This is a genomic window from Pseudochrobactrum sp. Wa41.01b-1, from assembly GCF_019464455.1.
In the GTDB taxonomy this organism is placed as follows: domain Bacteria; phylum Pseudomonadota; class Alphaproteobacteria; order Rhizobiales; family Rhizobiaceae; genus Pseudochrobactrum; species Pseudochrobactrum saccharolyticum.
The window spans coordinates 151,026-162,688 of sequence record NZ_CP080493.1; the positions used below are offsets into that span (position 1 = coordinate 151,026).

The 11,663-nt window shown below is 51.6% G+C and carries 13 protein-coding genes; 10 read left to right on the plus strand and 3 right to left on the minus strand.

Going from position 1 to position 11,663, the window contains the following annotated elements; genetic code table 11:
• Positions 1–52: 52 nt before the first annotated feature.
• Entirely contained in the window at positions 53–232 is a 180-nt protein-coding gene (locus tag K1X45_RS00765) for a hypothetical protein (RefSeq protein ID WP_220160553.1), read from the minus strand.
• A 291-nt stretch (positions 233–523) separates the two neighbouring features.
• Here K1X45_RS00765 and coaD point away from each other — a divergent pair, with 291 nt between their 5' ends.
• The 5 genes from coaD (at position 524) to tgt (ending at position 4,677) form a co-directional block, all read left to right on the plus strand.
• The gene (coaD, locus tag K1X45_RS00770) at positions 524–1,018 is read left to right on the plus strand and encodes a pantetheine-phosphate adenylyltransferase (RefSeq protein ID WP_028233504.1); all 495 of its coding nucleotides are present in this window, start codon (positions 524–526) and stop codon (positions 1,016–1,018) included.
• 26 nt (positions 1,019–1,044) lie between these two features.
• Positions 1,045–1,644 (plus strand): peptidylprolyl isomerase, encoded by a 600-nt coding sequence (locus tag K1X45_RS00775; RefSeq protein WP_116088116.1) that lies wholly within the window; start codon positions 1,045–1,047, stop codon positions 1,642–1,644.
• Positions 1,645–1,702: 58 nt separating this feature from the next.
• A complete protein-coding gene (locus tag K1X45_RS00780; RefSeq protein ID WP_220159508.1) occupies positions 1,703–2,209 on the plus strand; it encodes a peptidylprolyl isomerase in 507 nt (168 codons plus the stop codon).
• 142 nt (positions 2,210–2,351) lie between these two features.
• A complete protein-coding gene (gene queA / locus K1X45_RS00785) occupies positions 2,352–3,428 on the plus strand; it encodes a tRNA preQ1(34) S-adenosylmethionine ribosyltransferase-isomerase QueA (RefSeq protein ID WP_151159296.1) in 1,077 nt (358 codons plus the stop codon).
• A gap of 115 nt (positions 3,429–3,543) precedes the next feature.
• Positions 3,544–4,677: a tRNA guanosine(34) transglycosylase Tgt gene (gene tgt / locus K1X45_RS00790; protein ID WP_116088114.1), complete on the plus strand. Its 1,134-nt coding sequence runs from the start codon at positions 3,544–3,546 to the stop codon at positions 4,675–4,677.
• A 34-nt stretch (positions 4,678–4,711) separates the two neighbouring features.
• Here tgt and K1X45_RS00795 read toward each other — a convergent pair whose 3' ends face one another.
• Both K1X45_RS00795 and K1X45_RS00800 read right to left on the minus strand, forming a co-directional pair.
• On the minus strand, positions 4,712–5,521 hold the full coding sequence (locus K1X45_RS00795) for a class I SAM-dependent methyltransferase (protein ID WP_220159509.1): 810 nt from the start codon (positions 5,519–5,521) through the stop codon (positions 4,712–4,714).
• Between the two features lie 23 nt (positions 5,522–5,544).
• Positions 5,545–6,261, minus strand: a complete 717-nt coding sequence (locus K1X45_RS00800) for an HAD family hydrolase (protein WP_220159510.1) — start codon at positions 6,259–6,261, stop codon at positions 5,545–5,547.
• 273 nt (positions 6,262–6,534) lie between these two features.
• On the opposite strand from K1X45_RS00800, the gene rpiA reads away from it, so the two are divergent.
• From rpiA to K1X45_RS00825, 5 genes are all read left to right on the plus strand, one after another.
• Positions 6,535–7,233, plus strand: a complete 699-nt coding sequence (gene rpiA, locus K1X45_RS00805; protein WP_116088111.1) for a ribose-5-phosphate isomerase RpiA — start codon at positions 6,535–6,537, stop codon at positions 7,231–7,233.
• A gap of 94 nt (positions 7,234–7,327) precedes the next feature.
• Entirely contained in the window at positions 7,328–7,855 is a 528-nt protein-coding gene (locus K1X45_RS00810; RefSeq protein ID WP_022710379.1) for a DUF2059 domain-containing protein, read from the plus strand.
• A gap of 255 nt (positions 7,856–8,110) precedes the next feature.
• The gene (gor, locus tag K1X45_RS00815) at positions 8,111–9,505 is read left to right on the plus strand and encodes a glutathione-disulfide reductase (protein ID WP_075655521.1); all 1,395 of its coding nucleotides are present in this window, start codon (positions 8,111–8,113) and stop codon (positions 9,503–9,505) included.
• Positions 9,506–9,765: 260 nt separating this feature from the next.
• Complete coding sequence (locus tag K1X45_RS00820) at positions 9,766–11,145, plus strand: class II 3-deoxy-7-phosphoheptulonate synthase (RefSeq protein ID WP_075655519.1); 1,380 nt, start codon at positions 9,766–9,768, stop codon at positions 11,143–11,145.
• Positions 11,146–11,225: 80 nt separating this feature from the next.
• The gene (locus K1X45_RS00825) at positions 11,226–11,591 is read left to right on the plus strand and encodes a diacylglycerol kinase (RefSeq protein WP_220159511.1); all 366 of its coding nucleotides are present in this window, start codon (positions 11,226–11,228) and stop codon (positions 11,589–11,591) included.
• Positions 11,592–11,663: the final 72 nt, after the last annotated feature.

The window sequence follows — 11,663 nt, forward strand, 5'->3', positions numbered from 1 at the left end:
TTTGTATCTATTTAGGCCTGATTTAGGCGAAACCAAGATATTATCACTTCACTTATGCGTGTGTAATGCGCTTTGATCTGGTGCCGCGGGCGACACGCCGTACAGAGCGCAGGTCGAAGACGGATTTCTGATCGCTCAGACGCCTGGAGGCACTTTCTTCGATCATCAGGATAATGGCTGCAAACATCATCGCGACGATCATTGAGATTGCGAGAATAAATAGCATCATCATTTTATCCTTTCGCTTATATTACGCGCAAGCGACACAAAGGTTGCATAAAATCTTTCATTTTGTGGCATGTGAGATCAGTGCGGTTACTGTGTTGCCGGTAATATAGGCGTTTTCACTTGAATTATTTCTGACCGGTCTATTCATGCTAGGTTCACTTTGGGAGCGCGTAAACCTATGCTTTTGATGTAAGACTGAGGCTTAGAGAGGTTCTTGCTCCGCTCTTTGCTGAACCCGTTATGTACTTCGCTTTAGAGATTGAAATTGGTCAGTATAATGATTAATTCATTGGGTATGAAAACAGCTCTCTATGCAGGATCATTTGATCCGGTCACCAATGGTCATCTTGATGTTCTGCGCGGGGCTCTTGGGCTGGCCGATAAGGTGATTGTCGCTATCGGCGTCCATCCGGGCAAAACCCCGATGTTCAGCTTTGAAGAGCGGGTAGAGCTGCTGCGCGAGGCCGGAGAGCAGGCTTTTGGCAAAGATAATAGCCGTATTGATTATACCAGTTTCAGCGGTCTGGTGGTGGACACTGCCAGAAGTTTCAACGCAACGCTGATGGTGCGTGGTTTGCGCGATGCCACTGATTTTGATTATGAAATGCAGATGGCCGGTATGAATACAGGTATGGCACCGGATGTGCAGACTGTGTTTTTGCCCGCTTCCCCCGATGTGCGTTTTATTACTGCCACACTGGTGCGCCAGATTGCGGCAATGGGGGGCGATGTCAGCCGCTTCGTGCCGCCTGTTATCGAAAAAGCTCTAAAGCATAAGCTTAAAAAATAAGACCTTAGCTTCACACAGGAAAAATCATGTCCTTTTTGCGTAAATTACTGGCTGTCACAGCCTTTCTCGCATTTTCAGCCACAGCCGCTTTGCAGCCGGTTAATGCGCAGGCCGCAGACCCTGAAAATACAGTGGTTCTGACTCTGAAAGACGGTGATGTCGTTATTGAACTGCGTCCTGATCTGGCTCCGAAACATGCGGAGCAGATCAAGAAACTGGTGCGCGACGGTGCTTATAACGGCGTTGTGTTCCACCGCGTGATTGACGGCTTTATGGCGCAGACCGGTGACGTAGAGTTCGGTAATGCGGATAAGGATTATAATCCGGGTCGCGCAGGCACCGGCGGTTCTTCCTATGGTAATATTCCGGCAGAATTCTCCAAGCAGCCATTTGTGCGCGGCACCGTCGGCATGGCACGCAGCTCATCGCCGGATTCTGCCAATTCGCAGTTTTTCATCATGTTTGATGAAGGCTCGTTCCTGAACGGCCAGTATACTGTTGTCGGCGAAGTCGTCAGCGGCATGGAAACCGTCGATAAAATCAAAAAAGGCAGCAAATCTGCCAATGGCGCGGTTGATAATCCTGACCGTATCGTTAAAGCCATTGTTCTGGCCGATCGTAAGTAATTCTACTTTAAACGCGGCTGTCTGAGTTGCAGCCTGAAAAATCTACAGGAGAAGCCCCATGGCTTATAAAGATCCGGAAAATACACTGGTACTGGAAACCACTAAAGGTACAGTTGCAATCGAACTCTATCCAGATCTGGCACCAGGTCATGTTGCCCGTATTAAAGAACTGGCACGTGAAGGCGCTTATGACGGCGTTGTATTTCACCGCGTGATCGATGGTTTCATGGCGCAGACCGGTGACGTGAAGTTCGGTAAACAGGGCGGTTCCAGCTTCAACCCATCCCGCGCCGGTATGGGCGGTTCGGACAAGCCTGACCTGAAGGCAGAATTCACCAATACCAAGCACGTACGCGGTACCTGCTCGATGGCTCGCAGCCAGAACCCGAACTCGGCTAACTCCCAGTTCTATATCTGTTTTGCTGATGCACCTTGGCTGGATCGCCAGTACTCCGTATGGGGTCAGGTTATTGAAGGCATGGACAATGTTGACAAGATCAAGCGCGGTGAGCCGGTAACTGATCCGGATTCAATTACTACTGCAAAAATCGCTGCTGATCTGTAATTTCTGATCTGTCAGCTTGCTGATTTGAGGGGCGCGTTATGGTTCAAGCCGTAACGCGCCCTTTATTTTTTGCCCGCTGTTCTGTATGGCAGGGCAATGCGAATTTTAGAAAAATTTGAACTCCCCGAAATTGAGGCCAGTGATGCGCGTCGATCTGTTTGATTTTGACCTGCCGGAAGAGCGCATCGCGCTGCGTCCGGTTACCCCGCGCGATCATGCAAAACTGTTGCGCGTAATTCCGGATCAGCCTTTGCAGGATCTGCATGTCGGCGATCTGCCGGATTTGCTGCGCGAAGGTGATGCGCTGGTTTTCAATGATACCAAAGTTATTCCGGCGCAGCTTGAGGGTACGCGTGAGCGTGACGGCACAGTCGCAACCGTGAGTGCGACCTTGCATATGCGCACCGGCGCTGACCGCTGGAAAGCATTTTTGCGCCCTGCAAAGCGCGTGAAGGAAGGCGAGCGCATTCGTTTCGGCCATTCGGGTTCCAGCTGTTTTTTAGGCACGCTGGATGCTCTGGTTGCAGAAAAGCACGACAGCGGTGAAGTGCTGCTGGTGTTTGATGTCTCCGGTGCCGTGCTGGATGAAGCGATTGCTTCGGTCGGGCATATTCCGCTGCCGCCTTATATCGCGTCCAAACGGGCGGAAGATGCGCAGGACAGACAGGATTATCAGACTGTCTATGCGCGTGAAGAGGGCGCTGTTGCAGCGCCGACTGCCGGATTGCATTTCACGCCGGAACTGCTGGAGCGCATTCGCGCCAAGGGCGTGGAAGAACATTTTGTGACCCTGCATGTAGGTGCAGGCACCTTCCTGCCGGTTAAGGCTGATGATACTGCCGACCACAAAATGCATGCGGAGATCGGCTATGTCTCTGAGGAAACCGCAGCAGCACTCAATCGTGTGCATGAGCGGGGCGGGCGGATTATCTCTGTCGGCACGACGTCGCTGCGCCTGATTGAGAGCGCAACCGGTGAGGACGGCATTATCCGTCCTTGGTCGGGCGCGACCGATATCTTCATCACACCCGGCTATAAGTTCCGTGCGATTGATATGCTGATGACCAATTTCCATCTGCCGCGCTCGACATTGTTCATGCTGGTCTCGGCTTTCAGCGGTTTCGAGACAATGCAGGCGGCCTATGCCCATGCCATTAGCAACGAATACCGGTTTTATTCCTATGGCGATGCCAGCCTTCTGACGCGTCGCGACGCCTGAGCAGTTTCAGGAAAAGTGGAAGCCGCCTACGCGGAGAAATCAGTCCACCGGAGTGATTTCAACTTCCGCTACGATCCATACGAAACTGCGAAAAATAATACTAAGAGATTTTGATATGACTAGTGAAAATTTTGAATTTAAAGTGCTGGCAACAGACGGCAAAGCACGGCGCGGTGAAATTACTATGCCGCGCGGCACTATCCGCACACCGGCCTTTATGCCGGTTGGCACCGCAGGCACCGTCAAAGCCATGTATATGGATCAGGTCAAAGACCTTGGCGCGGATATCATCCTCGGCAATACCTACCACCTGATGCTGCGTCCGGGTGCCGAGCGTGTGGCACGCCTTGGCGGTTTGCATGAGTTTGGCGGTTGGCAAGGGCCGATCCTCACCGATTCCGGCGGTTTTCAGGTGATGTCACTGGCGCAGCTGCGCAAGCTGACAGAGCAGGGCGTAACTTTCCGTTCGCATATTGACGGCCGCGCTTATGAAATGTCGCCGGAGCGTTCCATTGAAATTCAGGGACTGCTTGATAGCGATATCCAGATGCAGCTCGATGAATGTACGGCACTGCCTGCATCCTTCAATGTGATGCAGAAGGCGATGGAACTGTCATTGCGCTGGGCAGAACGTTGTAAGGTGGCCTTCGGCGATCAGCCGGGCAAGGCGATGTTCGGTATCGTGCAGGGCGGCGATAATGTGCAGCTGCGCGAGCAATCTGCGCAGGCGCTGAAGGATATGGATCTCAAAGGCTATGCCGTTGGTGGTTTGGCTGTTGGTGAGCCGCAGCAGGTAATGCTGGATATGCTGGATGTGACCTGTCCGATCCTGCCGCATGAGAAGCCGCGCTATCTGATGGGTGTTGGTACGCCGGACGATATGCTGAAGTCGGTTGCGCGCGGCATTGATATGTTCGACTGCGTTATGCCGACCCGTGCAGGCCGTCACGGTCTGGCCTTTACCCGTCGCGGTAAGGTGAACCTGCGCAATGCGCGTCATGCGGAAGATCATCGCCCGCTGGATGAAATGTCTACCTGTCCGGCATCGAGCCAATATAGCCGCGCTTATCTGCATCATCTGGTGAAATCCAATGAAGCACTGGGCGGTATGCTGCTGACATGGAACAATCTGCATTATTATCAGTATCTGATGCAGGGCATCCGCGATGCGATTGAAGCGGGTCGTTTCAATGACTTCTTTGAAGAGACGACAGCGGAATGGGCCAAAGGCGATATTTCGCCTCTGTAACAGGCAATAAAAAAGCGGGAGAAATCCCGCTTTTTTATTTTGTGTTGAGAGCTGTGACAGCCCAGACCCGATGGGGAATTGCCAGAGGGTCTTCAGGAAAGCCTTTCAGTAAAACTTGAGAGAATTCACTGTCAAAACGAACCGTTTCTTCAGCTGACAGGCTGGCTTTTACACCCGCGCTTGCACGAATACGTCCGCGCCATGCTTCATGGCTGTAATAAACCGGCAGATCAAAAGAGAAGGTTTCAATCGTAGAGAAACCAGCTTCTGCCAAGTCCTGTAACCATTGCGGATAAATTCCGCTGCCACCGCCCATTGTCCATTTCGGATTGTATTTCAGAATAAGCTGTTCTGTTGCTTCAACAACATTCCCTGCAAAGGGCAACCAGTCAAAATGAGCGATAATGATACGGCCATGAGGTTTCAGAACCCGTTTTGCTTCTTGAGCCGCTTTCGGACGATCAAACCAGTGCCAGCATTGTCCGGCTGTCAAAAGATCAAAATTATCATTCGCTTCGGTAAGGCTCTCGGCTGAGCCTGTCCGGTAATGGATGTTAACTCCTGTGTCTCTGTCCAGTTCTGCAGCTTCATCAAGCAAGGCCTGCGCCGGATCAACACCGGTAACAATCAGTCCTTTTTGTGCAAGGCCGCGGGCGACGGTGCCGGTTCCCGTGCCAATATCAAGCGCTGTTTGTTCAGGGCTGATATAGTTTTTCGCGCTTAAAGCATCGAAAAACTTCGGCGGAAAACCGGCACGAAAATTCCGGTAATCAGAGGCAGTTTTGCCAAAATCAATGGTTTTGCCAAAGGATTGAGTAGCTTGAATATTCTGCTTACCGGTCATAGTGCTCCACAGGTCGTATAAAATTATTCAGCAGCTTCTTTTGCAGCCTCCAGCATGTCGCTGATCATATCCAATGTCATCTCGTCAAAATGCGAGATGATGCGGCTTGGCTCAAAATGTGAGACATGCAGATCGGTATAGCCGAAATCAACGGCAATCACCGGAATACCGGCAGCTTTGGCAGCGTCAATGTCGGCGCGGCTGTCGCCAACCATAACCGCCTGATAACGGTCGCCTTTGGCCTGCGCAATTGTATCCGTCAGATGGCGTGGATCAGGCTTGCGGTAAGGGAAGGTATCCTGTCCGCAGATCGCGGCAAAGCGATGTGCTTCCCCCATACGCTCCAGCAATGCCTTGGCACTGATTTCAAACTTGTTGGTACAGACAGCAAGGACATAACCTGCGGCACTCAGCCGGTCGAGACTGTTCAGCACACCCGGATAAAAGGCTGACTTGCCCGGCATATTGCCGTTATAATGCTCCATAAACAGGGCAAACAGCGTTTTCATATCCTCATCCGTCAGCTGACGGTTCTGTGCCTGATAAGCGCGTTCAATCATCACTTTAGCGCCGGAGCCGACAAATTTGCGCAAAGAGACCGGATCGGCAGGTGTCAGTCCACCGGCAATGAGGCAGTGATTGAGACTGTCGAGCAAATCCGGAGCTGTATCTACCAATGTGCCGTCGAGATCAAAGACGATAACGGGTTGCGCTGTGGTGGTTGCGGAGGAATGAGACATATCTGCCCTTTGGCTTATCGCTATTTTACAGAACACGGCACGGAAAGTGTGCGGCATTGGCAAAACCTACCTGAAATGCGACTTATTGATAGTCTTTTTCGCTAAATAGATGAAATGGGAACAATAATATATTTGCCGCGCGTGATGCTCGTGCTACAGCAGTGCGGAAATAAGCAGCATTAACGGTGTTTTGCGCGACTACCGCGCGTGGCTTGTTAAGGCATAAAGCGTTTCGCAGCCAAAGCTGCAAATGGAAATACGGGAAGCAGATTTATGAGTTCAGTTGATCCGCGTCAGTTGAAAATTGCCGCCGCCGCTGAGGCTTTAACCCATGTGAAAAACGGTATGAAGCTCGGTATCGGTACCGGCTCCACAGCTGAGGAATTCGTGCGCTTGCTGGCCGTTAAGGTGGCTGAAGGCTTTGAAATTATCGGCGTGCCGACCTCTGAGCGCACCGCTGCTTTGTGCGCTGAACTGGGCGTTCCGCTGACCACGCTGGAAGAAACCCCGCATCTTGATCTCACCATTGACGGTGCAGATGAAGTGGATGGCGATCTGTCGCTGATTAAGGGCGGCGGCGGTGCTTTATTGCGCGAGAAAATTGTCGCTGCCGCATCTGATGCTATGATCGTTATTGCTGACGAATCAAAAGTGGTGGACACACTCGGCCGCTTCCCGCTGCCGGTTGAAGTGAACCGTTTTGGTCTGGCTGCAACAAAGCTGGCAATTGAAAAGGCTATTGCCGGCCTCGGACTGGAAGCGCCGTTGAATCTTCGCATGAAAGACGGCGAAATTTTCGTAACGGACGGCGGACATTATATTCTTGATGCATCTTTTGGCCGTATTCCGGATACAAAAGCATTATCAGACGCACTCTTCGCCATTCCGGGTGTTGTAGAGCATGGTTTGTTTATCGGGCTTGCGCGTGCTGCGATTATTGCAGGCACATCAGGCATCCGTACATTGTCGTAATTTTAAATACATATCTGTCGGCTATTGCCGGAACAAACAGATTTCACGCCGTACAGAACGGTGTAAAGTGAATAAAAAACGGAGTATTGACCATATGACCAAGGCAACTGGCTATCGCCGTCTTATTGCGCCGCTGGCGGCGCTTACAGTACTGGCTGGTGTCAATCTCGCGCAGGCTCAGGAGGCTTCGCAGTCTCATCTGGCAGCCGCGCGTGCTGCAATTGCTGCAATCGGCGCTACCGAACAGTTTGACGGCATTCTGCCACGTGCAGCACAGGCTCTGAAATCCGAGCTGATCCAGAAAGACCCGAATCTCGAAGCAATCATCACCAAAACAGTTGATGATAAGGCTCTGGCACTGGCTGCCCGCCGCTCCGATCTGGAAACCGAAGCTGCCCGTGCCTATGCAAATTCTTTCAGTGAAGATGAACTGAAAGCAATCAGCGGCTTCTATACATCCGAAGCCGGTAAGAAACTGATTTCTGAAGGCCCGATTGTAACCCGTGAAGTGCTGAAGGCTGCTGAAGTCTGGCAGAACGGCGTTGCCCGTGATCTGGCCATGCAGGTTGGTGAAGTGCTGGCGAAAGCTGCCGGCAGTGCAGCTCCGGCTGCTGCTGAATAATTCAGTCTCAATGACAGAAAAAGCCCGGTCTGAGTGCCGGGCTTTTTTATTGCATATTATTTGGCACGTTGAGCTTGTGACTTTACGGCATTTCCAGCAAAACTGTGTGGGATGATACGTAAAAACAATGAGTTACAGCAGTTTCAACGATTCAATCTCAAATTTGACTGTTGTAACGTTCTGTAACGGTTCCTCTTGTTAAGCCATTGTGCCGGTAACATATTCGGATAACGCGTAAAAAATTCGGAGACTAAAATGACCAGTTATGACTATGACCTGTTTGTGATCGGCGGCGGTTCCGGCGGTGTTCGGGCAGGGCGTCTTGCCGGAGCTATGGGAAAACGCGTCGGGCTGGCAGAAGAGTTTCGCATGGGCGGCACTTGTGTGATCCGCGGCTGCGTGCCGAAAAAGCTTTATGTCTATGCATCCCAATTTCCGGAACATTTCAGTGATGCTGCAGGTTATGGCTGGACTGTCGGCGAAACCAGTTTTGACTGGTCAAAGCTGGTTGCCAATAAAGAAGCTGAAATCACCCGTCTTGAAGGCCTTTATACCAAGGGGCTGAATAATGCGAAGACGGAGATTCTGCCTTATCGTGCCGTGCTGAAAGATGCCCATACGATTGAACTGGTCGGCAGCGGCAAAACTGTTACCGCGGAAACCATTCTGATCGCGACCGGTGGTCATCCGTTTATGGATGATGCCATGCCGGGGCATGAGCTTTGCATCAATTCCGATCAGGTTTTTGATCTGGCTAAGCTGCCAAAGTCGATTACTATTCAGGGCGGCGGTTACATTGCTGTTGAATTTGCCGGTATTTTCAACGGTTTGGGTGTTGAGACTACACTGGTCTATCGCGGTAAGCAGATTTTGCACCGTTTTGACGGCGATCTGTTCCGGCTGGTTACTGAGGCGATGATTGAAAAAGGCATCCGTATTGTCACGGAAGCCAATATTACCTCAGTTGCAGAAGCGGAAGGTGAGCATCGTCTGAGTGTTACACTGAGCAATGGTGAAGTGCTGGCCGCCGATCAGGTGCTGCAGGCAATCGGCCGTGTACCGAATACCAAGGGGCTTGGCCTTGAAAATGCCGGTGTGAAACAAGCGGAAGACGGTTCGATCATTGTTGACGAATATTCCCATACCAATGTGGAGAATATCTGGGCTGTCGGTGATGTGACCAATCGTGTTCAGCTGACGCCTGTCGCCATTCATGAGGCTATGTGCTTCCTTGAAACGGCATTTAAGGGCAATCCGATGCGCCCTGACCATGAGCTGATCCCGACCGCTGTCTTTTCGCAGCCGGAAATCGGCACTGTTGGCATGTCGGAGGAAGAGGCGGCGAAGCAATATGCCAATGTTGAAATTTATCGCGCGCATTTTCGCCCGATGCGCAATACGCTGGCCGGACGCTATGAGAAAATGCTGACCAAGCTGGTTGTTGATGGGGATACGCGTAAAGTGCTGGGTGCCCATGTGCTCGGGCCGGATGCCGGTGAAATGGCGCAGCTGCTTGGTATTGCCTTGAAAGCGGCAGCGACAAAAGATGATTTTGACCGCACAATGGCGCTGCACCCTTCCGCTGCGGAAGAGTTCGTGACCATGTACACACCAAGCTACAGGCTGGTCAAAGGGCAGCGTCAGGGCTGATTATTTGTATCGCTCATGAGACAGAGTGACAGACCGGCGGTGGTAATCGCCGGTTTTTTTGTGAGTTTTGATGGATTTCGTCATAAAATTACAAGATGTGACTTAAATCTTGGCAAAAATGACAAGGCTGGAGCCTGTCGGCTTAATTGCGGCTGGTACATTGTCTTCCGGTGGACTATATACGCAAGGCTGTTACTGCAATGGTGCGGTGCAGCAGGGGATAACTCTAAATAAAATCAGAATATATTACAGGTGCTATAATGACGAAGAACTGGACACCGCAATCCTGGAGAGGCATGCCGATTAAGCAAGTGCCTTCTTATCCGGACGCGCAGGCTTTGGCCGATGTCGAGGCTCGTCTGCGTACATATCCGCCTTTGGTTTTTGCAGGGGAAGCGCGCAAGCTTACCAGGCAACTGGCCGAAGTGGCTGAAGGTCGCGCCTTCCTTTTACAGGGTGGCGATTGTGCAGAAAGCTTTGCGGAACATGGCGCGGACAATATCCGCGACTTTTTCCGCGTGTTTTTGCAGATGGCTGTTGTGCTGACTTTCGGCGGATCACAGCCTGTTGTTAAAATTGGCCGTATTGCCGGTCAGTTTGCCAAGCCGCGCTCAAGCGACATGGAAACCGTGAATGGTGTGGAACTGCCTTCTTACCGTGGTGATGTCATCAATGGTATCGAGTTCAATGAAGCATCGCGCATTCCTGATCCGAACCGTCAGGAAATGGTTTACCGCCAGTCTGCGGCAACGCTCAATCTGTTGCGCGCTTTCGCACAGGGTGGCTATGCCAATCTGGAAAACGTGCATAAATGGACGCTCGGCTTTGTTTCGGACAGCCCGCAGAACGAGCGCTATGTTGCCGTTGCCAACCGCATTTCCGAGACCATCAATTTCATGCGCTCTATCGGCATTACCGCAGACAGCAATCATGCGCTGCGTGAAACCGATTTCTACACCAGCCACGAAGCTCTGCTGCTTGGCTATGAAGAAGCGCTGACCCGTGTGGATTCAACCTCGGGTGACTGGTATGGCACATCCGGCCACATGATGTGGATCGGCGACCGTACCCGCCAGCTGGATCATGCGCATATTGAATATTGCCGTGGTATCAAGAACCCGATCGGTATGAAATGTGGTCCTTCACTGGAAGCTGATGATCTGCTGCGTCTCATCGACCGTTTGAACCCGGAAAATGAAGCCGGTCGTCTGACCCTGATTGCCCGTTTCGGCTATGACAAAGTAGAAGATCATCTCCCGCGTCTGATCCGTGCGGTTGAGAAGGAAGGCCGTAAGGTTGTCTGGTCCTGCGATCCGATGCATGGCAATACGATTACTGCTGCGGGTTATAAGACCCGTCCGTTTGATCGTATTCTGAAAGAAGTTCAGAGCTTCTTTGCAGTGCATCAGGCTGAGGGCACTCATGCCGGTGGTATTCATATCGAAATGACCGGTAAGAATGTGACCGAATGCACCGGTGGTGCACGCGCCATTTCTGCAGAAGACCTGTCCGACCGTTACCACACCCATTGCGATCCGCGCCTCAATGCGGACCAGGCTCTGGAACTGGCATTCCTCGTGGCTGAACTTCTGAAGAAGGATCGTGATTCACAACCTCAGAAAATCGCGGCAAATGCCTGATTTTAAATAGCTAAAACTATACGGGCGGGGCTTGGTTCCCCGCCCGTATTTTTATGATTTCCGGTTTATTGCGGGGCAATATGGAACGCATTTTTAAAGCATTTATCAATTCTATGCGGTCGCTGAACCATCTGGCGCGCCATGAAAAGCCGGTGCAGCAGGAACTGGTGCTGTTGCTTGTTTCGCTGCCTGTGGCATGGTTTGTGGCGGCAGATATGGCAGCCTATCTGTTGCTGGTTGGCGCGGTATTGTTTCTGCTGCTGGTGGAAGTCATCAATACGTCCGTTGAAGCTACCTGCAACGCTATCAGCCGTGATTTCAAGAAAGATATTCAAATTGCCAAAGATGCAGGCTCACTAGCCGTGCTGATCGCCTCGATCATGTGTGCAACCGTCTGGATTTATCATCTCTGGCCGCTTGTACGACCGCTGATTTTTTCTGCTTAAATAATGATATGGGCGCCTGTATTCACTGATCTGCGCCCGTTTCTCATTGCAAGAAAAAGGCAGTCGCGGTAA